This window comes from Mycetocola miduiensis (assembly GCF_900115155.1).
Lineage (GTDB): Bacteria > Actinomycetota > Actinomycetes > Actinomycetales > Microbacteriaceae > Mycetocola_A > Mycetocola_A miduiensis.
In genome coordinates this window covers 309163-335261 of record NZ_FOVM01000003.1, presented here as the reverse complement: position 1 = coordinate 335261, position 26099 = coordinate 309163, and the positions used below count along the sequence as shown (strand labels likewise).

The 26099-nt window shown below is 63.9% G+C and carries 25 protein-coding genes; 11 read left to right on the top strand and 14 right to left on the bottom strand.

Translation table 11 applies throughout. The features are described 5' to 3' along the window. Positions 1 to 28: 28 nt before the first annotated feature. Positions 29 to 409: a hypothetical protein gene (locus BM197_RS07420; protein WP_143095030.1), complete on the top strand. Its 381-nt coding sequence runs from the start codon at positions 29 to 31 to the stop codon at positions 407 to 409. A 121-nt stretch (positions 410 to 530) separates the two neighbouring features. Next, positions 531 to 722 (top strand): hypothetical protein, encoded by a 192-nt coding sequence (locus BM197_RS07415; protein ID WP_090710170.1) that lies wholly within the window; start codon positions 531 to 533, stop codon positions 720 to 722. A 613-nt stretch (positions 723 to 1335) separates the two neighbouring features. On the opposite strand, the gene BM197_RS07405 is transcribed toward BM197_RS07415, so the two are convergent. Further along, complete coding sequence (locus tag BM197_RS07405) at positions 1336 to 2112, bottom strand: tyrosine-type recombinase/integrase (RefSeq protein ID WP_177216765.1); 777 nt, start codon at positions 2110 to 2112, stop codon at positions 1336 to 1338. A 52-nt stretch (positions 2113 to 2164) separates the two neighbouring features. Here BM197_RS07405 and BM197_RS07400 point away from each other — a divergent pair, with 52 nt between their 5' ends. From BM197_RS07400 to BM197_RS07385, 4 genes are all read left to right on the top strand, one after another. Next, the gene (locus BM197_RS07400) at positions 2165 to 2386 is read left to right on the top strand and encodes a DUF7687 domain-containing protein (RefSeq protein ID WP_177216740.1); all 222 of its coding nucleotides are present in this window, start codon (positions 2165 to 2167) and stop codon (positions 2384 to 2386) included. Positions 2387 to 2780: 394 nt separating this feature from the next. Further along, the gene (locus tag BM197_RS07395) at positions 2781 to 3035 is read left to right on the top strand and encodes a helix-turn-helix transcriptional regulator (protein ID WP_245762441.1); all 255 of its coding nucleotides are present in this window, start codon (positions 2781 to 2783) and stop codon (positions 3033 to 3035) included. A gap of 21 nt (positions 3036 to 3056) precedes the next feature. Then, complete coding sequence (locus BM197_RS07390) at positions 3057 to 4229, top strand: tyrosine-type recombinase/integrase (protein WP_245762440.1); 1173 nt, start codon at positions 3057 to 3059, stop codon at positions 4227 to 4229. A gap of 559 nt (positions 4230 to 4788) precedes the next feature. Then, positions 4789 to 6378 carry a serine hydrolase domain-containing protein gene (locus BM197_RS07385; RefSeq protein ID WP_090710161.1) on the top strand — a complete coding sequence of 530 codons (1590 nt, stop codon included), beginning with the start codon at positions 4789 to 4791 and terminating at the stop codon, positions 6376 to 6378. A gap of 721 nt (positions 6379 to 7099) precedes the next feature. On the opposite strand, the gene BM197_RS07375 is transcribed toward BM197_RS07385, so the two are convergent. The 5 genes from BM197_RS07375 to BM197_RS16105 form a co-directional block, all read right to left on the bottom strand. Beyond that, the gene (locus BM197_RS07375) at positions 7100 to 7909 is read right to left on the bottom strand and encodes a CPBP family intramembrane glutamic endopeptidase (RefSeq protein ID WP_090710157.1); all 810 of its coding nucleotides are present in this window, start codon (positions 7907 to 7909) and stop codon (positions 7100 to 7102) included. Continuing rightward, on the bottom strand, positions 7906 to 9243 hold the full coding sequence (locus BM197_RS07370; protein ID WP_090710155.1) for an MBL fold metallo-hydrolase: 1338 nt from the start codon (positions 9241 to 9243) through the stop codon (positions 7906 to 7908). Before BM197_RS07370 ends, BM197_RS07375 begins: the two co-directional genes overlap by 4 nt. Further along, positions 9240 to 10190, bottom strand: coding sequence for a CPBP family intramembrane glutamic endopeptidase (locus BM197_RS07365; RefSeq protein WP_090710153.1), 951 nt, complete (start codon positions 10188 to 10190; stop codon positions 9240 to 9242). The genes BM197_RS07370 and BM197_RS07365 overlap by 4 nt, the downstream gene beginning before the upstream one ends. A gap of 398 nt (positions 10191 to 10588) precedes the next feature. Next, the gene (locus BM197_RS16260; protein ID WP_177216764.1) at positions 10589 to 10750 is read right to left on the bottom strand and encodes a hypothetical protein; all 162 of its coding nucleotides are present in this window, start codon (positions 10748 to 10750) and stop codon (positions 10589 to 10591) included. Between the two features lie 150 nt (positions 10751 to 10900). Continuing rightward, positions 10901 to 11014, bottom strand: coding sequence for a flavodoxin domain-containing protein (locus tag BM197_RS16105; protein WP_143095029.1), 114 nt, complete (start codon positions 11012 to 11014; stop codon positions 10901 to 10903). A gap of 196 nt (positions 11015 to 11210) precedes the next feature. Here BM197_RS16105 and BM197_RS07360 point away from each other — a divergent pair, with 196 nt between their 5' ends. From BM197_RS07360 to BM197_RS07350, 3 genes are all read left to right on the top strand, one after another. Then, entirely contained in the window at positions 11211 to 11978 is a 768-nt protein-coding gene (locus BM197_RS07360) for a hypothetical protein (RefSeq protein WP_090710151.1), read from the top strand. 63 nt (positions 11979 to 12041) lie between these two features. After that, positions 12042 to 12821 carry a hypothetical protein gene (locus tag BM197_RS07355; protein ID WP_245762439.1) on the top strand — a complete coding sequence of 260 codons (780 nt, stop codon included), beginning with the start codon at positions 12042 to 12044 and terminating at the stop codon, positions 12819 to 12821. A gap of 70 nt (positions 12822 to 12891) precedes the next feature. Beyond that, on the top strand, positions 12892 to 13698 hold the full coding sequence (locus BM197_RS07350; protein WP_177216763.1) for an alpha/beta fold hydrolase: 807 nt from the start codon (positions 12892 to 12894) through the stop codon (positions 13696 to 13698). 924 nt (positions 13699 to 14622) lie between these two features. On the opposite strand, the gene BM197_RS07340 is transcribed toward BM197_RS07350, so the two are convergent. Continuing rightward, positions 14623 to 15087, bottom strand: coding sequence for a hypothetical protein (locus BM197_RS07340; RefSeq protein WP_143095026.1), 465 nt, complete (start codon positions 15085 to 15087; stop codon positions 14623 to 14625). 293 nt (positions 15088 to 15380) lie between these two features. Between BM197_RS07340 and mobF the strand changes: the two genes are divergently transcribed. Next, positions 15381 to 18386, top strand: coding sequence for a MobF family relaxase (mobF, locus tag BM197_RS07335; protein ID WP_090710251.1), 3006 nt, complete (start codon positions 15381 to 15383; stop codon positions 18384 to 18386). Positions 18387 to 18521: 135 nt separating this feature from the next. On the opposite strand, the gene BM197_RS07330 is transcribed toward mobF, so the two are convergent. The 7 genes from BM197_RS07330 to BM197_RS07300 form a co-directional block, all read right to left on the bottom strand. Next, positions 18522 to 19646 carry a mandelate racemase/muconate lactonizing enzyme family protein gene (locus BM197_RS07330; protein ID WP_177216762.1) on the bottom strand — a complete coding sequence of 375 codons (1125 nt, stop codon included), beginning with the start codon at positions 19644 to 19646 and terminating at the stop codon, positions 18522 to 18524. A 134-nt stretch (positions 19647 to 19780) separates the two neighbouring features. Further along, positions 19781 to 20719, bottom strand: coding sequence for a dihydrodipicolinate synthase family protein (locus BM197_RS07325; protein ID WP_090710143.1), 939 nt, complete (start codon positions 20717 to 20719; stop codon positions 19781 to 19783). An 83-nt stretch (positions 20720 to 20802) separates the two neighbouring features. After that, entirely contained in the window at positions 20803 to 21627 is an 825-nt protein-coding gene (locus BM197_RS07320) for a carbohydrate ABC transporter permease (protein WP_090710141.1), read from the bottom strand. 2 nt (positions 21628 to 21629) lie between these two features. After that, positions 21630 to 22583: a carbohydrate ABC transporter permease gene (locus BM197_RS07315; RefSeq protein ID WP_090710139.1), complete on the bottom strand. Its 954-nt coding sequence runs from the start codon at positions 22581 to 22583 to the stop codon at positions 21630 to 21632. Then, positions 22580 to 23833: a sugar ABC transporter substrate-binding protein gene (locus tag BM197_RS07310; protein ID WP_177216761.1), complete on the bottom strand. Its 1254-nt coding sequence runs from the start codon at positions 23831 to 23833 to the stop codon at positions 22580 to 22582. The genes BM197_RS07315 and BM197_RS07310 overlap by 4 nt, the downstream gene beginning before the upstream one ends. Positions 23834 to 23994: 161 nt before the next feature. After that, positions 23995 to 24903: a dihydrodipicolinate synthase family protein gene (locus tag BM197_RS07305; protein ID WP_090710136.1), complete on the bottom strand. Its 909-nt coding sequence runs from the start codon at positions 24901 to 24903 to the stop codon at positions 23995 to 23997. Next, the gene (locus BM197_RS07300) at positions 24896 to 25636 is read right to left on the bottom strand and encodes a FadR/GntR family transcriptional regulator (protein WP_177216760.1); all 741 of its coding nucleotides are present in this window, start codon (positions 25634 to 25636) and stop codon (positions 24896 to 24898) included. Before BM197_RS07300 ends, BM197_RS07305 begins: the two co-directional genes overlap by 8 nt. Before the next feature lie 49 nt (positions 25637 to 25685). Between BM197_RS07300 and BM197_RS07295 the strand changes: the two genes are divergently transcribed. Further along, positions 25686 to 26030 (top strand): type IV toxin-antitoxin system AbiEi family antitoxin, encoded by a 345-nt coding sequence (locus BM197_RS07295; RefSeq protein ID WP_218151841.1) that lies wholly within the window; start codon positions 25686 to 25688, stop codon positions 26028 to 26030. Positions 26031 to 26099: the final 69 nt, after the last annotated feature.

Genomic DNA, 26099 nt, shown 5'->3' with positions numbered 1-26099 from the left:
CCCCGGAGGGATGCGAGACAATGCAGTCATGAATCCACACGACGGTTTCCCCGGTCCGGACGAGCGACTCAACTCGGCCATCCCTCCGGTAGCAATGATGAGCGGTCGCGAGGTGGACTTCTATCTGCCGGTCGTCTGCACTGATCGGGGGCAGCACAAGGAGACCCGACTCACAGCAGCGATCCGGGAGATGAACGGCGAACTCCACATGCCGAACGCATTGGAAGCCTTTTCTCCGCCAATGGGCAAGGAGGCAACCCCGGGCTCGATGATGAGCCGCGGTGCGTACACGTTCATCTGCCCGCGCTGCTCCCGCACGCCTCAGATTAAGGCCGCAAGGTGGTGGGAATTAGTCCGGCGACACGCCGTTGTTGGTGCGCAGGTTCTGGATGTATCGCTGATAGATTAGACCCGTCCACAAGTAGTGGGCCCCTAGGCGTTGGTAGGGAAATTCCAGACAGCAGCAATGCTCGTCACGCGCTCGTAGCCTGCTCATCCGGTAGGTCCGTTTAGGACGCCCGGAGGACCAGATGGCAAAGTCTCTCAATCGCATGAAGCGCGAGATCCCCGACAATCGGGCATACGGCTCGACCGCGTTGCTCCAGGCAGCGCGCGAGGGCTGGCAGACAACTCTCCGTCTCGCCCTGCTTTTGCTTATCCATCGGGGGCTGCCCGCCGCCCTAGGCCTCTATCTGCTTCTGTCGTTGCGTCCACCGGACTAGGTGTCGCGCACTAGTTGAGGCCGACCACGCGTGTCAACTCGGCTTACAGTTCGGGCGTGTCGCTCAACAGTTTATTCGAACTTATGTCCTAGTCTGTGTTGTGGGAAATTCCCCTGTAAGGCCCACCCGAAGGGCTGAATATGGAGGTCTAGAATTACCGAACGCGCTCAGTGTGACCAGTGCAAACGATTCGCCCCTGTCAGCAACGAAGGTCTGCTGATGTCCCACGAAACTCCGGCAGGTCGCCGTTGTTCCGCCACCAACACCCCAGCCGCCAACTCTTGGGAGGCTCCGCCCGTGGAGCATCGCAGGAAGCCAGAGCGACACGCTCGACAGGCTCCGCTCCCGACACTCGGACTGCCGGACGACTTCTGGAATCCACCAGCAAGCCTCCCGCCGTACGAACCGAAGTTCAAACCGCTCATCCCTAACGAGCGGTTGAAAGAGATCATGGATCGCATCGAGGCCAAGCCGACGTACGAGTACAAGCAGCCCTACATTCGAATTGTCAGCGGAGGCCTGCCCGGTCTCGGCCGTCGTCGATAGATCCTCGACCAAACGGAAGACCCGGCTCCGCGCAGTGCAGAGTCGGGTCTTCCCGTCGTTGAGCCAGTCAGATTGCGCGTAACAGCGCTGCCGGCTGTGAGGCGTTGGCGACGTGGCTGGAGAACAGAGCGCGGTGGCTGGAGTAGTCCTTCTTGCGGAGGTGGGCATAGACCTTGTCGGTGATGGCTTGCGATGCGTGGCCCATGGCCCGTGACAGGTCGAACATACTCAGCGCGCCGGACTCCAACGCCAACGTTGCAAAGGTATGCCGGAGTTCGTGGAGGTGCAGCCCGGAGAACCCGGCACGTGCCGCCGCTGGCTTGAAGGTGTACCGGTAGAAGCCCTTGGGGTCGAACTCGTGCTCAAAGCTGATCTTTGAGTGCCCCGGAACCTTTCCCGGCCACAGCCCCGCGTTGGGCTGGTCAGCCTTGGGGTGAGCGGAGATGTACTCCTCCAGTTCCCGCAATAGCCCCTCGTCCAGAATCGGCACGTCCCGCACTGACCGCGCCGTCTTGGGCGTGGAGGTCACGTAGCCGGTGCTGGTGTGGGTCTTGTTCCGGCGAACCTGCACCTCACCGTGCAGAAGGTCGATATCCCGGATGCGCAGCGCTGCAATCTCCCCGGCGCGTAGCCCGGTGAACGCCGCGAACCGCACGATCAAGTCGTATGGAGCCTGTGTCGAGAGTTCAGAAGCAACCGCCGAGACCTCTTCGACGGACAGGAACCGGGCCTCTTGCGTGTCGGCGCGCGGTTTCGATACTGCAATGCACGGGTTGTAGGTAATGAGCCGGTGCTTGTAGGCGTAGCCGAAGACCTTTGCGACGACCTTGTATGCACCCAGCACAGAAGTCTCGGACCGGAGTTCACCGTTGGGCTTGGGTTTAGTGCGGAGGTACTTGATCGTCGACGCCTACGACACCTGGTGGGGTAAGGGGCGCTCGTATTTGTGTCGGATGGTCGACATGCTGCACATGGGTCTGGTTGACGAAGTGTTATTTGGGCGGGAAGTTGTCACCCGAATTCCTGAACTTGCTGATGAGTGGCTGGCGCTTCGGTCGGCGGGCGTCGCGGGGGACCACTGGGGAGATCCCGCCGCGTTGCAAGACCCGGGCGCGTAACCCGGCGAAAACCCGTCCAGCCACGCCTCTCCGAGGCAATCCAACACACTCCGAGTGCGTCCACCTCGCACTGTCGTGGCGCAGCGGTTTCCGCGAAATTCGGGCGCGAACGGGGAATATCCGAGCGGTTCGGAGCGAAACGGTGCGACTCGGCAAGTGGCGCGATCCTGGCTGGGGGTCAAGGGGTCGCAGGTTCAAATCCTGTCAGCCCGACCGAATGTCCCGGAAACTCAAGGGTTTCCGGGACTTTTTAGGTTAACAGATTTGATTGAGTCATCACTACGTCATCACTTTGAGCACTTTTCAGCCGCTGAACCTGCCCTGTCATCCGGGGCGCTGAGGTCGGTTTCGGTCCGTCCCGATCGCCCGGGATCGTCGTGCGCACCTACTGGGTATGAGTATTCACGACGACAACCCAACCTCTCCTCCCATCGACGACTGGGGCCTCGAGCCCCTGATGGACGTCCACGAGCTGGCGGCCTACCTGGGCATCCCGATCTCCACCGTCTACGACTGGCGGGTGCACGGCAAAGGCCCCGCCGCCTACCGGTTCGGCAAACACCTGAAGTTCGCCGTCTCAGACGTGCGGGCCTGGATCGCCCAGCAACGCGACCCCATCAGCGAGTCCAGGCGCATCGATCGGCGGTGAGCTGAGATGGCCCGGCAACGGTTGAGCATTGGCACCTTCGGCGACATCAGCACCCGTATGTCGCCGAGCGGCCGATACGTGGCGCGGACCCGCTACCGCGACTGGGACGGTCACGCGCGCCTGGTGCAAGCCAGCGGCACCACCGCCAAGGCTGCAGAACTCGCGCTGAAGAGCAAGCTCGCCGACCGTGATCTCTTCCAACCTGCCGACACGACTCTCACGCCGGACAGCCTGTTCAGTGATTTGGTGACCTACTGGCTGGAGGACATCGACTTGGAGGGCCGGAGCTCCCGGACCACCCGGAATCTCTACGAGCGCAATATGCGTACCCTTGTCTCCCCGGTCTTTGACAGCTTGGCCCTGCGGGAGATCGGCGTCGCCCGGTGCGACAAGTTCATCAAGCAGCTGTCCAAGATCTCCTACAGTCGCGCCAAGCAGGCTCGGGTGGTGCTGCGGCTGGCCTTGGAGCTAGCGGTGCGGCATGAGGTCCTTCCGCGCAACCCGATGGACCACGTCTCCCGCCTGCACCGCGAGCCGCACGTCCCCGATGCGCTCATGGCGCCCGAGGTGAACGTGATCCGAGCGGCGATCGCCCAGTGGGAGAGCGCCGCCGACCACATCTCCGGCCCTAAGCCCGACGGCCAACTCGGTGCCATCATCGAGGTGATGCTCGGCACCTCAGCACGGATCGGCGAGGTGCTGGCCGTCCGACGCCGGGACGTCGACGTCACCAGCCCCGTGCCGTCCATCCGTCTGGCCGGCACGATCGTCAGCCGCAAAGGTGAGCAGACCTTCCGGCAGGATCACCCCAAAACCGCCAGGTCCACCCGCGTTGTTGCCATCCCCACGTTCACCGCCGACGCAGTCCGCCGGCGGCTCGCCAAGGTCGGGAGCCTGGGCCTGGACGATTTGCTGTTCCAGTCCCGGGACGGGACCCCGCTGACAACGGCGAACGTGCGCAGACAACTGCGGCAGGTACTCGAGGGAGCGGGCATCAGGGGAGTGACCCCGCACATGTTTCGCCGCACGGTTGCAACCGCGGTCAACACGAACGCCAGCATTGAGCTCGCCGCCGAGCTGCTCGGCCACACGGACACCAAAATCACCGTGCAGCACTACATCCAGCGCAGCGAGATGGTGAACCCGGCCACCGCCGCGCTCCTCGACCGGGCGTTCGCAAAGGATGAAGAGTGAACACGGTGCTGCCACGGTGGCAGCACCGCACGATCTGGGGTTTTGCCGCTTCTCAGTGGATCACGACCGACTTTTGGCGGTGCCGCCACGGTGGTGGCACCGCCTCTTCTGGGGTTTTACCGCCAGCATTGAAGCTCTGTCGCGGGTCGCGGCTACGCACATGGATCAGGAGTTAGCGAGCGTCGACCACGGATCACGGTGGTGCCACCGTGGCACCACCGTCTCATCTGGAGTTATATCGGAAGCCCGAAAATCAGGTCCCGTATGAAGCGTACGGGCCTCCTCAGAACTACCTTCCATTGTGCGCCGAGAATCGAGGCTTCGCAATAAGTCCATCCGCGAAAGCGGAACGCGTCGAGGGGCTATGCAACGCATGGTCCCGACCTCCAGACTGTGGACGTGCGCACGGGGCATCCGCGCAGATAACGGGCTGCCGCACGAGGTCGACTCGCACCGCGATAGCCGGCGCAGAGGATCACCGCGATCCCGAGGATTGTCGGCCAGAGCAGTCGAATGAGGCTCACCGGAGAGACCCCACAATGTAGCGCAGGAGATACAGATGACTGCTTCGTACCGGGCTGCACAGCGAATACCTATCCTGGCCGTGACGCTCTTGATCGTCGGCGTCTTCTCGGGAAGCGCAGCGCTCCCCTTCCCAACATCCCGTGCGACAAGCGCGCTCGACGGAAGAGTCGACACCGGCGCTGTTGACGATTTCCTCGGAGAACAGGTCAGCAGGCACGGGATACCGGGACTCAGCGTGGCGATCATCGAGGACGGGCAGGTCAGCTACACCCAGGGCTACGGCTCAGCCGGCACCGACCGCCCGATGACCGCGAACACGCCACAGCCAATTGCTTCAATGACCAAACCCTTCACGGCCGTGGCCGTGCTGCAACTGGTTGACGAAGGACTGGTCGATCTGGATGCCCCGGTACAGGTGTACCTGCCGGAGTTCGAGGTCGCCGACCATCAGACCTCAACGGAGATCACCGTGCGTCAGTTGCTGACGCACACCAGCGGCCTTGCGGACGCCGGGTACGGCCGGCTGCTCAATCCTGAGACGTCGCTCGAAGAGGGTGTCCGCGACCTGCAGCACGCAGCCCCCACCGCGGAACCGGGAACGAAATACCAGTACTTCAACCCCAACTACTCGACGCTGGCCCTGCTGGTGCAGGAGGTGACAGGCCGCCCGTACGCCGAGGTGGTAGCCGAACGCATCCTTACCCCGTTAGCGATGACCGACAGCACAGCTGACCCCGACCTGAAGCAGAACCTGGCGCAGGGCTACGTGAAGCTGTTCGGATTCGCTATCTCCCAGAACGCCCCTGTCCGGCATTACCGTGACGGAGCTGACAACCTGGTGTCGACCGCTGCTGATATGGCCCGCTTCGCGATCGCGGTCGGGTTGCCATCGGACGACTCCACGAACCTGCTCTCCGCAGACAGTTCAGACGCGATGAACAACCCCACTGGCGGACTCGGCTATAGCCTCGGGTGGGAGGTAACGGAGGTCAACGGCGAGCGGGTCGGGGGCCATGACGGGCTTGACCCCACTTACAGCGGCCAAATGGCCGTGCTGCCAGAGAATCAACGTGGGTACGTGCTGCTGATAAATCAAGGACACCTACTCGAGCACTCGCTGATAAACCCGCAGTTGCGCTCCGGAATGATCCATCTGCTCGCCGGTCGCGACGTCGAAGCGGAGGGTGTGAGCGCCCGCATGCTGGGATGGGCGTTGCTCGCCGTCTTCGCAGTAATCGCGTTCTTCAGCGTCCGATCCCTGGTGAAGTTACGGAGCTGGCCGCGACGACGCATCGGGATGTCCAGTAAAAGACAGGCCTGGGAGATTGTTTCCCACTTCTTCACGGCGGCTCTGCTGATAGGAGTGATGTACATCGTGATACCGACGTTGCTAGGGAGGGCATATAACTTGCGCGAAGTTGGGCTCTATCACCTTCCCGATATCACGCTCATGGTGGCGGTGTCGGTGGTCGCCGACATTGTGTCCGGCTCGATGATGCTGGTGCTTAACCTCGCCGGTCGCCGCACAGCTCGACCGCGCCTTCCGTCAGAGGCGGAAGCGAGCAAGTTGGTGACCACGGGAGGCGGTTCAGACGGAAAACCGGGTGGACACGCAGTGGGGTGAGGGCAAAGGTCGACCGAACGTCGGCAGGCGTGTGGACATACGTCTCGCGACTGTCTCCCTCTTCACCGAAGCTCGGCGTGCTTCGAGGGCATAGTTGCTTGATGGCAGCGGCCCGGTCGAAGTGGCGTTGTGCTCCCTCAGGGAGGCGTCTTGTCTCTCATGGGTCGCGAGACCCAGTCGGCTGCGGGAGGTGGTCCCGTTGAAGGTCCCCCCATGGGCGGTCTGTGCGCGAGGCATCATCTCACCGTTATTCATCTCTTGTGTAGGACACTGACGGAGTATCTCCGACCACGCCTGATCGCTCGGCTGTATGAAGGAGAACGATATACATCATTGGCCACGCCGAACTTGTGGCGCGCCCGGACGCAAAACAGCTTCCGAAAGACCGCGAGCCGGTGCCAGTGCTCGACTTTCATACCGTCCGTGTCGGTGAGGAAGCGACGTTCGCTCTCCAACCGGAAAGCCGGAAGAGCAAACCGGTGAGCAGGATCACTTCAACAGTCGTAGAGCTCGTCCGCATCGCAGCGGCTGCTGCGCTAACCAGCTGACACCGTTGCTGCGTTAGGGGGCCAGATGCCGCCACCCGTCGACGCCGCAAGTGAACTCTTCGTCCAATTACGATTCCCGCAGAAGTTTCTCGTTGAAGGTCCCGATGAGGGTTTCCCTTGGCAGCAGGATAGTGACTCGTTCGAAGTGCGGCGACCGGAACTTGCATCCGGCGTCATACAGCGGACTGCCCCAGATGGGCCAGGGTGACCCGCGGGCCGGTGCGGGACAACTCGCGCGGCCCGTAGACCACGGTGACTATGACCGCCAGGGCGACGGTGACCCCGGTGGTAGCCCAAGGTGCGGCGCTGAACACGCCGACGACGTTGGAAATCCCGTGCAGAAGCACCGCGATGAGCAGGCTGCCACCGGTGTTGTTGTACAGCCAGGTGTACAGCACCGCCTGGGCGAGGATCCAAATCGTGTACGGGACCAGCGGGTAGGTGGACATCCCCGGGTCACCGCCGAGGACCAGAGGCAGGTGCCAAGCCCACCAGAGCAGGCCGACGATGAGGCTGGCGGTCAGCGCGCTGTGCCGGGCCTGAAGCGCCGGCAGGGCGAAGCCGCGCCATCCGACCTCCTCGGGCACCGCGGCCAGCAGGTACCGTGCCAGGGCCGTGGTGACCGCAGCCACGGACCCCAACGCGGCGAGCTCGGTGCCCACGGTGCCGGTGAGAGTGGCCGCGAGCAACCAGACCGCCGGGGCGAGGAGGGTCGCCCCGGCATACCAGGCCCAGCCGACCCGCCAGCGCAGCAGCGGGCCGAGCAGCGCGGCGTCGGCCGCCTTGCCGCGCAGGATCCGCATGACCACGTACGCCGCGATGCCAGGTCCCAGACCGCCGAGGAAGTACAGGGCCGGGAGGTTCAGGTCGGTCCAGCCACGGTTGTAGGCGGCCATGGGCCACCACGCGCCCCAGGTGATCACGAACGTCAGCAGGGAGAACGCCAGCACCGGCCGGGCCCGCACCCAGGTGGTGGCACTCATCGTCGTGCTCGCGTCGCGTACGGCGCGTGCCAGCCGCCGGTGACCCGGAACACCGGGTAGCGGGGCGCCACAGCCGCCAGGTCCTCCAATGTGGGTTCACCGGCCAGGCCGAAGAACATGTCCGCCTCCCGGACGATCCGCTGGTTGCCTGGTTCCCGCCCGCCACGCAGCAGGTAGGCGCGCATGATGGCCGGGCGCGCTTGGACTGGAACCTCTGTCAGCATGGCCGCACGGCGGCGGCGGCCGCGGGCCAGCACAACCCGTCCGTCGGTGGCCTGGACGTTGCGGGCCCACTGGGACCGCCCGGCCAGGGACACCAAGTACTGCTGGCCGTCGTGGTCGAGTAGCACCAGGTTGGTCCGGTGCATCACGCCGGAGCTGCGCCCGGGGACTTCCAGGGTCACGACATTTCGCGGGCTGAGCTCCAGCCTGGTGAGCGCATAACCAAGCCACTGCAGCCGGGCGTATACCGGCGGCGGGGGCCGATACCCCTCGGCTCCGCCGTACCGGGGCAGCGCCGCCGCCGCCCGCAGCCGGCCGAGCGTGCCAACTTCCGACCGGTCCAGGTCGTGCACCAGGGCGTCCAGCGCCTGGGCCGCCCCGGTGGTCACCGGCTGCCCGTGCCCCGGGGCCAGCACCCGAGGCTCGAGCGCCGCCAGGGCAGCCACCGACCGCACCGCCGCCGACCAGTCCCAGGTGGTGTACCGCGGCGGGCCGGCGACACGCTGCCGGCCGGTCAGCACGCCGATAAGCGAGTTCAGGTCCACGGTCACCGCAGCGTCCCCGGCGATTAGCACCCCGTCGCTGCGCCGCAGGTAAACCACATGACCCCGGGTGTGCCCCGGGGTGTGGACCCACTGCCAATCCGGAAGTCCCGGTACCACGCCCTCCTCCAACGTGCGGACCACGTCGGTGATGCTGCCCGCGCGCTCGATCCGCGCCCGGGTGCGTGCCGGTAGCAGCCGCATCAAGGGGACGACCACCCACCGGTCCAGCGGCATCTCGTATTCCGGCAGGTACCGGCCCGGTGCCATCGCCAGCTCCGCGGGATGGACGTACACCGGCACCCCCCACGAGCGGGCCAACGGCCCAGCGGCGCCGGAATGGTCGGGGTGGATATGGGTCAGCACCACCGCCGCCGGCCTCGCGCCCGTGCCGAACACCGACTCCGCCGCCGCGGTGATGCTTCCGACGCTGCCGGGCCAGCCTGCGTCCACCAGCACCCACGCCGACCCCGACCCGACCAGATAGACGTTGGACGCCGCGACCGTCCGCCCCAGCGTGATCATGTGCACGCCGGGAGCCACCTGCCGCACCCCGGCAGCGACAGTCATCGGGTGCCCCGGGGACGGCGGACCTTGTCGGGTCGCGGCTGTGTCACGTCATGCCAGGCCTGGCCAGACTCGGGTCGCGAACGTTCTCTGCGGTCGGCCGCCACGAGCAAGACCACGAGGACCCATAACGTCGCACCTACGACGAGGTTGAAGATAAAGTCAGGTCCCCCCACCATCTCCGGGGAGTTGAGGAAGACCAACGGGTAGACGGTGATCGACAGGTGCATGAGCATCGCCATCAGCACGCTCTGCGTATGGTCGTAGACCCACACCATCAGCACCCGGAAGGGCAGCAGAATTGAGAAGGCCATCACGGGCACGTAGAGCGCCATCGGGATGTTCCCACTCCCGGTTGCCATGTAGAGCGGCACATGCCACAGGCCCCACAGCAGGCCAACGATCAGTCCGGTCGCCACCACCCCATGCCGCTTGCGGAGTTCGTGAGTAGCAAATCCTGTCCAGCCAAGCTCCTCGAAGAAGGGGACGAGCAGCCCCACCACGACAACGGCCATAATCAGACTCGCGATGTCATCCATCGTGATGACGGTGGGGAGAAAAGCCTGCGAGGTGAGCGAAAGCGTATAGAGGAGCGCCGTCATCAGGAGCGGGGCGGTCAGTAATGCAACCGCGTACCAGTGAATGCCCACCCGCCACCGGAACAACCGCGATCGCAGTTCGCGCAAGCCCACCCTGCCGAAGGCGAGGGCGATCACCGTAATGGCTGCCATGGCGACTGCGAGCGATCCGGGGAGAAGGGCCAAATACTGCAGAGGTCCCCCAAGGTCAGCAACCGATGTCGGCTGCTCGGTGCCGGTGCCCAGGAAGCCGGTACCCAGGAAGGCGAGGAGATAGAGGCCGACTTGGAGCGCGAACACCAGAACATAGAAAGCCAGCACCGCGTGCCGCTCAATGAACGCGCGAAAAGATCTTTGCTGCCTTGTCTCCATGGCTCGACCTGACCTTTCCTGACTGCTCTCCGAGCGATTCACCGACGCCGCTACGGCAGGCGCCTTTCGCTTGACCCTGCGACTGGCTCCACCGCGCCATTCCTTGTCGTCACTGGCAGACTAGGATTCGCGCGCTGGCAATAGCCAGAGCCGAAGGTCCCGATTGCGGCCGTCGCCATGTACCTACAGCCCTTCGAGGGCACGCGCATGTTCGCGGTATCTCAGCTCCACACGTCGTTCGGTGCGGTTTCGATCCAGTTCGGGCACGACCCTTGGGCAGATCGGGCGGCATGCCGGCGCCGTTCCCGATCTGCTCGACCTCGACCTCGACCTCGGTGAGACACGCGCGGCTCGCGAGCCAACTGGCGGACACTGCCTAGCGTCCGGGAGGGAACGTCCTACAGTCGCAAATGGGACTTATCGGGTACTGCCGCCAGTATCGCCAGGTCCGACGCCGACTTCTCCGTAGCGTCCACAATCCGTCGCAAGGCACCTGCGACGCTGATTCTCGCGAAGATGACGACCAGCACCAGTACGACGAAAAGCCAAGTGATGTCCATGTCGCCAATCTAGTGGCCCTTGGACTGCCCATTGGTAACGTCCACCGGACAAATCAGTCCCGGCAAGCGCGCGCGATGCGCTCAACGACCGGCCGTGCCGGTCATCGGGAGCCACCGCGAGCTGATGCAGATTGGGCCCCTCCGCGGCGGTCATGGGCGCACGCACAGCATCCGGACAAGGGCGGCGGTCAGGTCAGCGGCGATGCGTTCGGCCATCTTGGCGGTCGATCCATGCCTGCTGGCATAGGTCACCATTACTCGCATTGCTCACCCTTCGTCATCACGTCCGAGCTGGGAGGAGCAACAACCTGTTGAGCACGGAAAGTGAAGGACTCTTGTCCCTCCTCCGCGCGGGACTTTCGGCCCTGCCCGAGCGGCGGGCGCAAGTATGGACTCTGAGTCACCCCAACCTTCAGGGGGCGGGTCGCCTATCACGGTGCGGAGGAACGGAGGTCTGATCATGGCTGACAGGTCGTTCGATGGTGGCAAAATCCCCGAGGGGACGGCCACCCATGTCGAGGAGGGGGCGATGAGGCAGTGGACGATCCAGATAATTCTCGGGCTTCTCGTGCTGGCGGCCGGTGTGCTGCTCCTAGTTGAGACCGTGCTCTCCGATCAGGTCCCGGGCCTGTTGTGGGCCGGACTGCTCGCGGCGGGGTCAGCCGCGTTCTGGTACGCGTACTTCGCCCACCGATCGTGGTGGTGGTCGGCCATCCCGGCGGGGGCTTTGCTCGGCGCAGCCATTGCACCGGTGATGGAGCTCGACCCTGACGGGGCCGGGCAATGGACTGAGGTGCCGTTCCTGGCGGCAGTGAGCACGGGCTTCTGGGCCGTATACCTGCAGGATCACCGCCGCTGGTGGGCGGTGATCCCTGGCGGCGCGCTGCTGACCCTCGCCGTGGTGAGCGGTGTCACGGACGCAGTCGGCGGGCAGGGGACCGGCGCGATCCTCCTGCTCGGTCTGGCCGTGACGTTTGTGCTGGTCGCGATGCTCCCGAGCGGAAGTTCGCGGCGCCGGTGGGCATGGATCGTGGCTGCAGCGCTGGCGGCGGTCGCGCTCGTGGTGGTGCTGCAGACCGCGGAACTGCTGATCGTGCTCAACTACCTGTGGCCGGTTGCTGTCATCGGAGGCGGTGCATACCTGGTTTGGAGTGCCTGGCGGCGACGGCATGCCGAACACAAATACACGCGGACACAAAACACCCCCACCGAGACCGGCACCCTCTGATGCCGGTCGTGCGAGCGCACGCCCTGAGAAAAACAGGGAGCCATCGTCAGATCATGCCGGGTCATGAACGTCCACGGCAAGACACCGCACCGGGCCGGCCTGACGGCGGACGGGAGCGGGGGACGCGTGGCTAGCGCGCAGGATTCCCGCGCCCGCAGCGTCTTGCGCCGGGTCCCGCCGGGAGCGGCGGTTCGAACCGTGGTCGCCGTGTTCGGGGTGCTGGCCGCCGGGGCGGGAGTCGAGCACGGTATCGGCGAAATCCTTCAGGGTTCTGTCGCATCGGACGGACCGTTCATCCGGTCCTGGCCCGACACGGAAGCATTCGACGTCCTCGGCGGCGAGCCGGCGCTGACTGTTCTCCCCACCATGCTGCTCTCCGGAATCGTCACTGTGATCGTCGCGTCCGGGTTGGGGATTTGGGCAATTATCGGAGTGCACCGCCGGTACGGCGGACTTGTCCTGATTGGCTTGTCGCTCCTGCTTCTGCTGGTTGGCGGCGGGTTCGGACCGCCGCTGCTGGCCATCATCCTGGGCCTTGGCGGTACGTGGCTGACCGTGCCATCGCAACCCCCACGCGCTGGCTCGCGGGCCTTCGCCCGGGTGTGGCCGTGGGCGCTGGGCGCTGGCGTCGTCGGGTACCTGGGCTTGGTTCCCGGCATGCTGATCCTGAACACGATGTGGGGCGAACAACCTACCTCGTTGACGTATGCACTCATGATGCTGGCCTTCGGGGGCGTCATTCTGGCGGTGCTAGCCGCCCGGACAGGCGACCGGCTTCTGGCCTGGTCAGGAGTCGCGCAATCGGACGCTGATCGGGGTGTCCGCAAGGGGCGCACCCGATGACGCGTTCAAGCAGCCACGCACGATCACGCCAGTTGACCCGTGTGCCCAGATGTTAGAAGAGGACCCCGTGGTGAAAGCAAACATCGTCGAAGAGGGCAGGCTGGGAGATGGTCCAGCCTTCTTCCGTGTGGGCGCGGGACGCCCGTTGGTCTACCTGCCAGGGCTGACGACGCACCACCGGCCGCCGCGTGGGATGGACCGCGTGTTCCAGGTCGGCCAGCTACGGCCATTCAGCCGACACCGTGAGGTGTGGTGGGTGCAGCGTCGGGAGGGTCTGGCCCCAGGCACCACGATGACCGACATCGCCCGCGACTACGCCCGCGCGCTGAGCGACCGGTTCAGCGGTCCGGTGGACGTTGTCGGCTCGTCGACCGGGGGAACCGCGGCATTGCAGCTCGCCGCCGATTACCCCGAGGCCGTGCGTCGACTCGTGCTCTTGTCCGCGGCATGCCGGCTCGGACCGTTGGGTCTTTCTGCCGAGCGCAGACTCGCGGAGCTACTGCGCAACGGCGACACCCGGCAGGCGAACGCCGAAATGATGTCCATGCTGGCGGCAAACGAACCCACGCAGTGGGCGTTGGCGAAACTTGGCTGGCTGGTTGGGCCTGCGCGTAGGGGTGAGGATCTGTCCGACATGCTAATCACCATCGACGCTGAGAATGCGTTCGACCTCACCGGCGAGCTGCCAGCGATCACCACCCGGACACTGATCGTCGGTGGCGGGCGGGATCGCTACTACGGCGAGGAGGTGTTTCGTGACACCGCGTCGCGGCTCCCGAATGCGCGGTTGCTCTATTACCCTGACAAAGGGCACGTCGCAACACAAAGCAACCGTAAGACCATCAGCGAGGTATTCCGCTTTCTCGACGAGCCGTGAGGCCCGCACCGCCCGCCGTTCCAGCAGCCGCACCTCCCTGGCGAAGTCGGCGAAAGTTCGCCACGTAGGTGGTCAAAGGCTCCGCGGCCCTTCCGCTGAATGCCGCTCTTATCGCGCAGGCTGCGGTTACGTCCCTTTGAGCGGTGTGGTTTCCATCCTCGGAGCGTTGCTTCGTCAACGTGAAGAGCCACCGTGGGATGGTCAGTGAGTACCGACTGAGCAACTCACGAAGGACACCACACGATGGCTCTAGACGAGTCTGCCCTGCTCGACCGCCGACCCCCCAGGCGGCGCGACAGTCCAACCGCTCTTGGAGCGCCCGCTGTTCCTCAATATGGCGATTGAAGTCACTGAGACAGAAGACCTTGTCGCCGCGAACCAGGCCCAGCTACTTCACCAATGGACTACGTACAAAGTGCAGAGAGACGTAATGTCGCCGTTCATAATCTCTTCGCAAGGTCGGCCCGGAATTGGCCACCGCGACGAAGAGCTGGCCGAGACGATCGCACACGCGCACCAGCTCGCTCGGCAGGCAGCACTCCTGATGCTGGAGCGAATTGATGGTCAGCTGGTACTCACAGACTCCATCGCCTGGTCCAAGCTGCAAGACTCGAGCGAGCTCGCGCGCGGAACGACTCTCGCTCTGGTTGCGACGCAGTCTCTCCTGGCACCAACCAACGGCGCCTCCCAAGACGTCCGACGAATCGGATTTGCCCACCGGGCCATTCAAGAGTTCTACTTGGCTTGGGCAATGACCGTTGAATTGGATGTGACGGACGGCGCTCCGTGTCTCGTAGCGAGTTGGCTGGAACAGATGCGCGGAGACGAGCGATTCTCTTGACCAAGGCCGTGGGGGCTGTCCTCAAAAGTTCTGCTCCGAAATATACTGCGACAAGCGGGGATTGAGTGTTGATGTTGAGCTAGTCATCGCTGGAGTTCGACGCGGACCGCCGCTGCGATTCGGCGTACGAGCTCATCCTCATCCCTCTTCGCCTGAGCGTTGCGGGCTAGCTGTAGCCGCCGATTGAAGACGATCAGGCACAGCCCGCCACCTATTGCTGCCCAACCTCCCGTGAGGAGCCGCACGTCATCGATAGGTAGTTGACCCACTTGGATGCCAATCAGGAAGACGTATAGGCCGAATGCGATCCCCATCGTGTGGGCCGGCGTCACCGGGACCATTTGTAAACGTTCGTTTAGAAGACTCGCTACCGGGACCAATCCAGCACACAAGTAGATCGTCGCAAAGAACCATCGGTACTCCATATCCCCGACGGCGAGGGGCGTACCGTACGTGTCTCCAAACATGCCAGCCGCAGCAATGAGGTGGACGATGCTCCACCCAACAAGCGGCTTGAGCAATGAAGGATTTATATTAGTCGGCGCCATGTGAGGAGGCTACCGGAGACGCCCGACATGGGAGGGCACCGCGGAAATCGGCCCAACACTTCCTCTCTGGGCCCCAACCGTCACGGCGAGCGCGTATGGCACTCCGACGTCCGCGTGCCGTGAATGATCGATAACCCGGACCCGCTGAGCGTATACCGTCATCGATCCGGCCTCCATCGATTCCACCTCCGACAATCAGGAAGTGCCAGGCTGTCATACAGTGCCACGCCTCTTGCAGGTCGAGGTGGCGCACCTCCTAAGCGATAGCGGAGGAGTGCGCGGTGACGGTGTCGATGCGGGTGATGAGCGCCGGCAATGGCTACAAGTACCTGCTGCGCACAGTGGCTGCTGGAGACGGGCAGCGGTCGCTGTTCACGCCGTTGACTCGTTACTACAGCGCGAATGGAACGCCACCGGGTCGATGGCTGGGAAGCGGCCTCCCGGGCCTCGGCTCGGGTCGCATCGTCGAGGGCGATGAAGTGACGGAGGCACATCTGCAGAGCTTGATCGGGTTGGGGCGAGACCCGGTCGACGGCTCGCCTCTTGGTTGCGCCTATCCCGTGTACCGAGGCCCAGCAGATCCAGCGCCGACCGGCATGTTCCAGGATATGAGTGCCCGGCGACGTGCGGTCGCCGGGTACGACTTCACGTTCTCGATTCCGAAATCGGCGAGCATCCTCTGGGGTGTGGCGGACGCAGCGACACAGTCGCGGATCGTGGAGGTGCATCATGCGGCAGTGGCCGAGGTCGTCGCATTCATGGAGCGTGAGATCGCGGCGACGCGGACCGGCGTGTCCGCGTCCGACGGCGCCGTTGCGCAAGTCGATGTGACTGGCCTGATCGCCACGGCGTTCGATCATTTCGACAGCCGGGCCGGCGACCCTCACCTGCACACGCACATCGTGATCAGCAACAAAGTGCAAACGTTACTCGACGGCAAGTGGCGCTCCCTCGATGGACGACCGATGCACGCGGCTGTGGTTGCGCTGTCCGAACTACACGAGACCCTGTTCGCAGACGCACTCACTCGAGCGCTCGGCGTGCAGTGGGAGAGGAGGGAGCGGGGCCGAGACCGCCACCCTGCATGGGCGATCAGTTTCGTTCCCGAGGCGCTCGTCGCGGAGTTCTCGACGCGGGCACGGCACATCGATGCCGAGACCGACAAGCTGATCGAAGCGTACGTGGGCCAGCACGGCCATCGTCCCGGGCCGGCCACCATCATGAAGCTGCGCGCTCAGGCCACACTTTCCACACGACCCGCAAAGCGAGTGCGCTCACTCACAGAACTCACTGCAGAATGGCGTGCCCACGCGGAGCTTGTGCTGGGACAGGATGCGACGACCTGGGCGGGCGCCGCATTGGCCGGCTCTCCTGCGCGGGTGATGCGCGCAGAGGATGTGCCGCCCGAGACCGTCCGTTCGCTGGGGTTGAGTGTGATGACGGCGGTTAGCGAGAAGCGGTCCACCTGGCGGCGCTGGAACCTGATGGCGGAAGCCGCGCGGCAGATGATGCACCTCCGCTTCGCGTCGGCATCCGACCGCGAAGCCGTCCTCGGCCGTGTCGTCAAAGCCGCCGAAAGCGCGTCGCTGCGGCTCACGCCGCCGGAGATAGTGTCGAGTCCGCAGGCGTTCCAGCGGGACGATGGGACGTCGGTCTTTCACCCGAAGCACTCCGCCGTGTACACGTCGTCGGAGTTGCTCGACGCGGAGGCCCGGCTGCTCGAACGCGCGGCCGATGAGACTGGACCCAGACTCGCACTGGCACCCTTGCGTTCGGTGTCCCGGAGGCGGCTGCCCGGTGGGGGAGTACTCGCCGAAGGTCAGCTCGGAGCGCTCGCGAGGATCGCTGGTTCCGGACGCGTCGTTGATGTCCTCGTCGGTCCGGCCGGTGCGGGCAAGACGACCGCGATGCACGCGCTCCGTTTGGCCTGGGAGACAGCACATGGTGCGGGATCCGTCGTTGGGCTCGCCCCCTCCGCGGCTGCCGCACAGGTTCTCGGGGAAGATCTTGTGATCACGACCGAGAACCTGGCCAAGTGGTGGCAGAGCCACCTGGTCCATGGGGCGACGTTCCACCCGGGTCAACTCGTGATCATCGACGAGGCGTCTCTGGCAGGGACACTGTCTCTAGATAGGGTCACCGCGCTCGCTGCGAACGCCGGCGCGAAAGTTCTCCTGGTTGGCGATCACGCCCAGCTCCAGTCGGTCGATGCGGGCGGCGCGTTCTCACTACTGGTTCACAGCCGGGCGGACGTGCCCGAGCTCGTCGACGTGTACCGCTTCACCGAAGACTGGGAGAAGACGGCATCCCTCGGGCTACGTCGGGGCGACCCCGAGTCCGTCGACCTATACATCACGCACGATCGGGTTCGCGAGGGCAGAACTGAGGCAATGGCGGGTGCCGCATACGAGGCCTGGCGATGTGACGCTCGAGCAGGCAAACGAACGGTTCTGATCAGCGACTCCCACGAGGCGGTGGCGTCGCTGAACGTGCGCGCTCGCACAGAATTGATTCTTGAAGGTCGTGTCGATGCGCGTCATGAAGTCGCCCTGCATGACGGAACCCGTGCGGCTGTCGGTGACACGATCATTACGCGACGCAACGATCGTCGGCTTCATACGGCCCGATCCTGGGTTCGAAACGGTGACCGCTGGACCGTGATCGGAGTGCGCCCGAACGGCTCGGCCGAAGTGGGACGGCACGGCGAGCGGTGGGGGAGCGCTGTGTTGCTCCCTGCCGAGTACATGAAGCGGCACGTCGAACTCGGCTATGCGGTCACTTCTCACCGCGCGCAAGGGATTACGACCGACACCGCGCACGTCATCGTCGCGTCCAGCACGACGCGAGAGAACTTTTACGTCGCGATGACGCGACGCCGTGATGCGAACCAGACGGCACGCCGAGCGCGCGACGGATCGCTATCACAGCCGTGCTCGGTCCAGTGCGGCGGCGTTCGGAAGATAGTGCGGAGGGCTCGTCGGGTCGCTCAAATGGGTTCAGATGGTCATCATTTAGTCATCAGATTCAATTCCACTGGACTCAAATTGACCGCGTACATTTGGAGGCAGTTAACCGCCGGGTTCCCTGTGAACACAACGGAATCCGACAGTTTCCAGAGATTTTTGGTGACACCCGAGTTTAGGTTATTTCCTTACAAGGGTCGTAGGTTCAAATCCTGTCAGCCCGACCATGTGGTGTGTCGAGGCATACTCGGAACCCTCTCTTCAGGACGGGTTTTCGTCATTTCTTGGCGAGGTAGTTCTAGTCGGGTCGATGGGTTGCGGGACCAGGTTTGTTGAACAGGCCCTCCGCGATGGCGAATAGCACACAACCCAAGACATAAGTACGCGGCACGAACTGTCATGTTCGTCAGGCGAGGGCGGTGGCGTGCGGGAGACGACATCGGCGAAACAACCGCATTACGCGACTTGGGCTCATTTCCAGGCGTGTGCCGCCGGCACGCTCGATGGATGGACTAGACACTTGTAGACGGCATCGTTCTGATAAGCGAACTCTTGCTCGATCTCCGGCGTCAACTCGACTCCGAGACCGGGAAGATCGGAGAGCCTCACGTGCCCATCCTTGACGACGGCCACGCGGTCGAGGAATCGATCGCGCAGTGGGTACGAGGGCAACGGCCATTCCGCGGTACGGCCGCCGGCCGCCGCTGCCGCATGATAATTCGCCAGGACTCCGACGCCGGCTCCCCAGCAGTGGACGTAGACATCGGTGGAGACTTCCCGGGCTGCGGCGAAGACACTCAACACAGGCTGGATTCCACCGATCACCGTGGCATCCGGCTGGGCAATGTCGTATGAACCATTCCTGATCCTGGCGATCAATTCCAATTCCGTAGTGACTATCTCGCCCCCCGCAATCGGCACGTCCGTCCGTCGTCGCAGTTCGGGGAGAGAGTCGATCTGATCTGGACCGAACACTTCCTCCAGGAACGCCGGTGCGCGTCCGCTTCTCGCTTCGATCGCGTTGGCAAACACGAGCACATCGGTGATCTCCCGCGAAGGGCTCACCAGGTTCTGCGTCATGTCTACTGCTATGCCGATCTGCGGCGCTGCCTGTTGCGTCCACACGACCTTGTCGACGTGACCAAAGCGAGCGCGAATCTTGAAGGTCTCGATACCGAGTTGCGCGACAGCGGCGAGCTCTCGGGCCATAGAATCGGGACCGATCGAGTCTCCGCCGCTGGCATAGAGGGCGAGCTGCGGATTGTCGGCGCCACCGAGATACTTCCAGAGGGGCTGGTCTTCGAGCCGCGCATTGCAGTCGTGCAGCGCGATCTCGATGGCACTGATCGCGTGTCTCGCTGCTCCCTGTAGGCTCCAGTATCCAGTGGCGATGACGAGCATCTTCTCGATCTCCGCGAGGCGCCGCACGTCCATGCCAAGAAGAAGAGGCTCGAGCTGTTCCACGAGCGCACGAAACACCTCCGGCGCGAAGACGGCAAGGTACCCTTCGCCGATGCCGCGGATCCCGTTCGCAAGGGTGATCTCGACAAAGCCGCTAGTGCGCAGACCGGATGGCAGGTGGAGTAGATTTTCCATGCTGTGAGCAGGGTCTCCGTAGGGCGCGCTGAGGAGCACTGCTCGCATTGCCACGATCCTGGACATCACGTTCCTTCACATGAACTTCTCGCCTCCGCGTGCGCTCAGTCTTCCACACCACGTTCAGCCAGCATCTAACCGGCAGCAGGACGAAGAAAGGCGGGGAGCATCGTTGTCGCGGAATCGCGGATGTGTGCGACTTCTGCATCGCTGGCTGTGACGTGTGGCCATCGGACATGGCCGACATCACCTAGGTGACCGCCTGCAGCGGCAAGGGCTTTGTCAAGCGTGACGTTCGAGTACCTCTTCGCCACCAGCGGAGCAATCGCCGTGTCAAGAAACGCTGCGATCTGCTTCTCGACGTCGAGCCCCCAAGCCGCCTCGCTCATGCTTCGGCGTGCCCACTCCACAGCGCCCGCCGGGTGCAGGCAAGCGACATTCGAGTACGCACCCTTCGCGCCTTTAGCGAGCCCGGTGGCGAGGTGGTGCCCTGGAACGAACACAGAGACCCGCTGCATGATGGTTGCCATCGACTCGTACCAGTCGGCGTCTCCATCGGCTACCTTGAGGCCGACGATCGAACTGAACTCATCTGTGAGTGCGTCGAGTTCGTCAGGCAGCAGTACGTTCTTGGCGTGTGGTGGGTTGTAGAGCACAAGTCCAACGTCACCAGCGGCGGCTGAGTAGCGTTCAAGGACGGATCGCGTTTCGTCTCGGCTCAGAGGCAACCAGTCGGGCAGGATTACCTGGATGGCGGACGGATTCAGATGACCGGCGAGGCGAATACGCTCCAGCGCAACGACGGGGCTCGGATGGCTGGCACCGACCTGGAATGGAAGCGACGCGGCCTCACTCCGCGTGGCGACGCGAGATACCACGGTGAGCCACTCGGAGTCGGTCTGGTTGAAGAACTCGCCCGCGGTGCCATGGGTGTACATTCCGGAAGGTGAAGCGTCAATGATCAGATCAAGCTGGCGGTCCAGGGCTGCCTCGTTGAGCGCATCGTCCTGATCGAACGGAGTGAGTACCGTAGCCCACGTTCCCTCGATCTCAGCTGAGGTAAGCGGACGCATATGGTGGCTCCTTCGTTAGGTGTTCAGTCGGTGCAGGTGGCCTTACGTTCACGTCGTACCCCAACGCCGTGTTCGTTGTCCGCTCAGTCCTTCACGCCGCCTTCGGACAGGCCTGCGACGACGTACTTCTGGAGGAAGATGAAGATCAGGATGATCGGGATCGCCACGATCGTGGACACCGCCATAAGGTTTCCCCACTGCGTACCGAATTGGGCGACGAAGCGGTTCAGGACGACGGTGATCGGCTGCATGTCGTCGCTCGTGGCCAGAGTGAGACCGAAGACGAACTCACCCCACGCGCTCACGAAGGTGAGCGTGGCCGCCATGATCAATCCGGGGCGCATGAGCGGGAGGGCGATCCGGACGAATGAGCCGAACGTCGTGCATCCGTCGATGCGTGCAGCATCGAGCAGTTCCTGCGGCACGTTCAGCATGTACGGACGCAGGATCACGATGGCGAACGGCAGCGCCAGCGCGATGTTGGCGATGATCAGCGACGCGTAGGTGTCGACCAGGTTGTATTCGCTGAAGATTGCGAAGAGCGGCAGGGCGAGGCTGATCGACGGGAGCATCTGGGCGCCCAGCATGAGCAGCATGATCGCTCCGGTGAGCTTCAGGCTGAACCGGGCGAGACCGTAGGCGGCGGGAATGGCAAGGAGCATCGTGAGGATGAGCGTGGGCACCGAGATGATCGTGCTGCTCAGGATGCCCTGCCAGACGGCGCCGTCACCGAAAACGGTCTCTGCGTAGGCGTCGAACGAGAGGGGCGACGGCACCAGGTCGGGCGGGGAATTGAAGATGTCGGACTTCGATTTGAGTGAGGTCGCGACCATCCAGTACACGGGGAGGAGGTAGGCGATGGTCAGCAGGGTGGCGACCGCCGTTGTGATGCGTTGTTTCTTCACCATCACTACTCCTTCTTTGTGGCGCGGAAATAGATCAAGGCGAGCACGGTCGGGATGACCAGCAGCAGCGTGTTGATCGCCGCCCCCTGCCCGAGTTCGAAGTTGACGAAACCTTCGTTGTAGGCGAGCACGGGGAGCACGGTTGTCGCATCCCCGGGGCCACCGCGGGTCATGATGAAGATAGTGTCGAAGGTGCGGAAGGTGTAAATGAAGCCGAGCAGCCCGACGACGAGCGCCACCGGCCGGAGGAGCGGCAACGTGATGTGGCGAAACTCCTGCCACTTCGACGAACCGTCGAGAGTCGCGGCTTCATAGAGTCCCTTCGGGATGTCCTGCAGCCCGGCGAGTAGAAGGAGCATGGCAAACGGCGCCATCGTCCACGCTGTTGCGAGGATGACACTGAGCAGCGCCGTTTCGGTACGCCCCAGCCAGAAGACAGGTTCCGACAGGATGCCCACCGACATGAGCACGTAATTCACGAGCCCATACGAACCGTCAAGTATCCAGCGCCAGATGTTCGCTGACACCACGGTGGGCAGTATGTAGGGCAGGAACAGAACCGCGCGGAGCAGATGTTTTCCCGGGAACGACCGGTTGAAGAAAACCGCGAGGCTGAGCCCGAGAACGAACATGAGCACGATCGTCGAGATCGTGTAGATGAGCGAGACACCGAGCCCGTTCCACACCGCGGGGTTCGCCAGTTGCTCCTGATAGTTCGCCAGCCCGACGAACTCGAGCGTGCCCTGGAGGAAGTTCTTGAGGGAGGCGTCGTAGAGGCTGAGCGACACGTTGTAATACAGCGGGTACAATGTCGTCGCCGCCACGAAGAGGACGGCCGGCGCAACGTACAGGTAATTCAGCAGTCGGCGCGGACTCTTCTTCCGGCGCTTCCTGCCCGGAGTTGCGCGCACCGTGTCCGATGCGCGCAACTCCGTGGCCAGTGGTGGGGCGGTTGTCATCCCAGAGCCTTGTCGATGACGAGCTGCGCGTCGGTGAGTGCGGTCTGAGGGTCGCTCTGGCCGCTGAGGACGGCCTGCAGCGCGTTCTGAATGGCGGTGAAGATTTCGGCCGACTTGGGCGCGACTTTCTCGTCTGGAGCCCACGCGACATCCAGCTGGTTGATGAAGGTCTGCACCTTGGCGTCGCTCCACTGCTCGTCGCTTGCGGTGTCTTCGCGTACCGGGAGTTTGTTGCGCTCCGGGAGGTACTCGTTCATCACGTCGGGCTGCTGCATCCACTCGACGAGGTCCCACGCCGCGTCGACGTTCGCGGAGTCCTTGGTGATCGTGAGGTTCTCCGCCGACAGGAAGGAGGTCTGGACGGCATCCTCCGGCATCGGGGCGATGTTCCAGGTCGCGTCGCTCTCCTCGCTCACCGCGGTCATGTACGAGGCGGAGTTGATCATCATCGCGGCGGTCTCGTTCTGGAACTGCAGCGTCGTGTCGTCTTCATTCCAGGTCAGTACCCCGGGAGAGGTGGACTTCTCGTCGTTCATCCGGGCGAAGGATTCCATCGCCGCGAGCCCTTCCGGCCCGTCGATCTTCGTGATGTCGCCTCCCGCGGCGAGGAACCGGAGGATGAAGGCGGTTGAGCCCTCAGCGCCTTCGATTCCTGCGTAGACGAGGCCGAAGTTCTGCCCATCGGAGAGGGCCTTGGCGGTGGCCTCGGTCTCATCCCAGGTGGTCGGTACTTCGGTGTTGGCTTCTTCGAGGCGGGTCTCGTTGTACCAGAGAGAGTAGGTGTCGGCGACGTGGGGGATGCCGTAGGTTGCGCCGTCGAACTGTGTCGTCGCCCAGCTTCCGTCAAAGTACTGGTCCTTCTCGCCCCACTTCTCGACCTGCTCGGAGAGGTCGATGATCATGCCCGCGTCGGCGAACAGTGCGGTGTCGAAGGCGTTGACGAGGGCGACGTCGGGCAGGTCTCCGGCGGTCGCTGACTGGAGGAGCGTGCGGTTGAAGTCGCCGAACGGGATCAGCCGGGGAGTAACCTCCACACCGGTCTCATCTGTGTACTTCGCCAGGAGGGATTCGAACGGCGCGGTTGCGCCTCCGCCGTAATAGTGCCAGACCGTGAGAGCGCCGTCGCCGTTCTGCTCGGCCGACTTGCCGGCGTTTTGCGCACCGGGGGCACAGGCCGTGAGGGCGGTGGCGGCGATCAGGCCGATACTGAGCACGATCGCCCTGCGGCGAGCGTACGGGCCAGAAGTCATGAAGAGCATCTTTACTCCTAAATGTGAACTGAATGTGGACTGGTTGGGTGCTGCGGTGTGGCTTCAGGTCGAAGCTGGGATGTCGATGGCGCGCCAAACGACGGTGGGGGCGCTGCGGTGAAGCGGGACGTGGGCGCACCGGCTACGGCGCGCCCACGGAATCAGGCGAGTTGGGGCTGGAGCACGGAGGAGCGGTCGAAGACGGATCGGGTCCAGGCCTGCTCGTCGGCGGTGAGGCGGCGCAGCGGCTGGCGTGGCTCGCCCATCTCGAACCCCTGGAGCTGCATGATCTCCCGTAGGAACGCGAGCACGTCGATTTTCACGACGTCGCTGACGAAGTCGGTGATCTCGCGCTGCACGTCGGCGGCGAGTGTCTGGTCGGCCTGCCGGAACGCGTCGAGCTGGCGCAGGTAGAGCGCTGGGGCAACGTTGAAGGTGCTGCCGATTGCGCCCTTGGCGCCGGCGATGAGGCCGCCGTAGATGACCTCGTCGTTGCCGTTCCAGACGGCGAAGCGTTCGTTGTCGAACCGGGCGAGCAGGCCCAGCTGGAAGACATCGAGTGACGTGTATTTCACGCCGACGATGTTGGGTTCGTCGCTGAGCTCAGCGAAGAAGTCGAGGCTGAGCGTCACGCCCGTGCGGCCGGGAAAGTTGTAGGCGATGAAGGGGGCGTCGACCGAGGATGCTACGGAGCGGAAGTGCGCTGAGATCTCGGCAAGCCGCAGCGGGACCGAAGGCGTGATGGCCGACACGGCTGAGGCGCCGCGCTCGATGGCGCCGTTCGCGAGCCGAATCGTTTCAGCGGTGCTGTTGGTGCCGATGTGGGCGATGATCGGCACGGCGTTCGCGGCCGCCGAGGCGACAGTCGCAACACACGCGAGGCGCTCCTCGGCGGTCTGGAGGACACCGTCGCCGGTGCTGCCGCCGACGTAGAAGCCGTGCACGCCCTGGGCCACGAGCGATTCTGTCATCTCGGCGAGGACCGCGTGGTTGACGGTGCCGTCGGAAAAGTACGGGGTGAGCAGTGCGGGAACGATCCCGAACGCGTCGGAGAAGGAAGTCTCAGGCATGCGTGTCTTTCATTTCGGTGGAGATGTCGGAGTCCTTGGTCTGGATCGACTTCAGGTTGGTGGACATGTGCTCGACGCGGTCCTTGATGTCGAGGAAGTGCTGGTCGAGCGCGGCGACGGGGTCGAGCGTGTAAGGATCACGCAGCGCGATCACGATGTTCTCGTGCAGGGCGGCCAGATTGGCGACCTGGAGCGGCGGGAGCACGGCCTGCATGCGGTCGCGGAGCGACCAGAAGATTTCGAGGAGATCGGTGATGAGCGAGTTGCCGAGCCGCTCGTACAGCTTCAGGTGGAACCGCCGGTCGAGCTCGGGAAACGTGCGCCCTGCCCGCTCGAACTCGTACATGCCGGCCACGATCTCATCGAGCTCAAGGAGGTCATCGGCCGTGACCGTTGACGCGACCTCGGCGATGAGCCCGCGTTCCAGCGCCGCCCGAACCTGCAGCACCTCGGCCAGCTGGGTGCCGGACGTGATGAGCCGATAGGGGAGCCGGTCGAGAATGGGCGTGAGCGAGAAGTCCTGGAGGAACAACCCCTTGCCGGCCTGGGCATAGAGCACACCCATGGACTGCAGACTTCGCGTGGCTTCGCGCAACGAGGAACGGCTTACGTTGAGGCTTTCGGCTAGCTCACCTTCGGAGGGAAGGGCGTCGTGCGGTTTCAAATGACGGTCCTGAATCAGGGCCAGCAGCTGCTGCTGAACCACGATGTAGAGGGACTCCTTTGTGACCATGGAAAGGAACCTATCAGTTATCAGATAGGTTGTCGATAGCCCAAGCTGGGTGAATGTCCTCATCCAGCAAACTGGCCTGCAGGAGTCCGCATCAGCACGGCACGTGGAACTCCCGATGGGGGAGGCGCGGTTCGTGAAGCGGGACGTCGGCAAGTTGGACGCTCAGCTCGAGGCGGCCGATCTCGGTCAGATTCTCGTGACGACGCCGGAGCAGACCGCCTACGACCTTCTCACGCGACCGACCCTCGGCACGACACCGCAGGAAGCGCATGCGGCAGTTGAGAACCTGCGACCGCAGGTCGGTCCGGCACGGTTCCGTGCGCTCGTTGCCAAGAAACGACGGAAAGCCGCTGTCCACGAGTTCGGACAGACCCTTGGCCGGGAGCCTCGGTGAACGCTCGCCGTGCCGACATCCCCGTCCCAGGCCTCGTGTCGGAGACCGACGCAACCCATGTGGAGGCGG

Excerpts from the sequence above, each read along its gene's own strand:
- BM197_RS07415 (WP_090710170.1), top strand. The coding sequence starts at position 531 with ATGGCAAAGTCTCTCAATCGCATGAAGCGCGAGATCCCCGACAATCGG.
- BM197_RS07320 (WP_090710141.1), bottom strand. The coding sequence starts at position 21,627 with ATGGTGAAGAAACAACGCATCACAACGGCGGTCGCCACCCTGCTGACC.
- BM197_RS07420 (WP_143095030.1), top strand. The coding sequence starts at position 29 with ATGAATCCACACGACGGTTTCCCCGGTCCGGACGAGCGACTCAACTCG.
- BM197_RS07325 (WP_090710143.1), bottom strand. The coding sequence starts at position 20,719 with ATGCGTCCGCTTACCTCAGCTGAGATCGAGGGAACGTGGGCTACGGTA.
- BM197_RS07355 (WP_245762439.1), top strand. The coding sequence starts at position 12,042 with ATGAACGTCCACGGCAAGACACCGCACCGGGCCGGCCTGACGGCGGAC.
- BM197_RS07340 (WP_143095026.1), bottom strand. The coding sequence starts at position 15,087 with ATGGCGCCGACTAATATAAATCCTTCATTGCTCAAGCCGCTTGTTGGG.
- mobF (WP_090710251.1), top strand. The coding sequence starts at position 15,381 with ATGCGGGTGATGAGCGCCGGCAATGGCTACAAGTACCTGCTGCGCACA.
- BM197_RS07360 (WP_090710151.1), top strand. The coding sequence starts at position 11,211 with ATGGCTGACAGGTCGTTCGATGGTGGCAAAATCCCCGAGGGGACGGCC.
- BM197_RS07375 (WP_090710157.1), bottom strand. The coding sequence starts at position 7,909 with ATGAGTGCCACCACCTGGGTGCGGGCCCGGCCGGTGCTGGCGTTCTCC.
- BM197_RS07315 (WP_090710139.1), bottom strand. The coding sequence starts at position 22,583 with ATGACAACCGCCCCACCACTGGCCACGGAGTTGCGCGCATCGGACACG.
- BM197_RS07300 (WP_177216760.1), bottom strand. The coding sequence starts at position 25,636 with ATGGTCACAAAGGAGTCCCTCTACATCGTGGTTCAGCAGCAGCTGCTG.
- BM197_RS07365 (WP_090710153.1), bottom strand. The coding sequence starts at position 10,190 with ATGGAGACAAGGCAGCAAAGATCTTTTCGCGCGTTCATTGAGCGGCAC.
- BM197_RS16105 (WP_143095029.1), bottom strand. The coding sequence starts at position 11,014 with ATGCGAGTAATGGTGACCTATGCCAGCAGGCATGGATCGACCGCCAAG.
- BM197_RS16260 (WP_177216764.1), bottom strand. The coding sequence starts at position 10,750 with ATGGACATCACTTGGCTTTTCGTCGTACTGGTGCTGGTCGTCATCTTC.
- BM197_RS07395 (WP_245762441.1), top strand. The coding sequence starts at position 2,781 with ATGAGTATTCACGACGACAACCCAACCTCTCCTCCCATCGACGACTGG.
- BM197_RS07370 (WP_090710155.1), bottom strand. The coding sequence starts at position 9,243 with ATGACTGTCGCTGCCGGGGTGCGGCAGGTGGCTCCCGGCGTGCACATG.
- BM197_RS07305 (WP_090710136.1), bottom strand. The coding sequence starts at position 24,903 with ATGCCTGAGACTTCCTTCTCCGACGCGTTCGGGATCGTTCCCGCACTG.
- BM197_RS07385 (WP_090710161.1), top strand. The coding sequence starts at position 4,789 with ATGACTGCTTCGTACCGGGCTGCACAGCGAATACCTATCCTGGCCGTG.
- BM197_RS07330 (WP_177216762.1), bottom strand. The coding sequence starts at position 19,646 with ATGGAAAATCTACTCCACCTGCCATCCGGTCTGCGCACTAGCGGCTTT.
- BM197_RS07310 (WP_177216761.1), bottom strand. The coding sequence starts at position 23,833 with ATGACTTCTGGCCCGTACGCTCGCCGCAGGGCGATCGTGCTCAGTATC.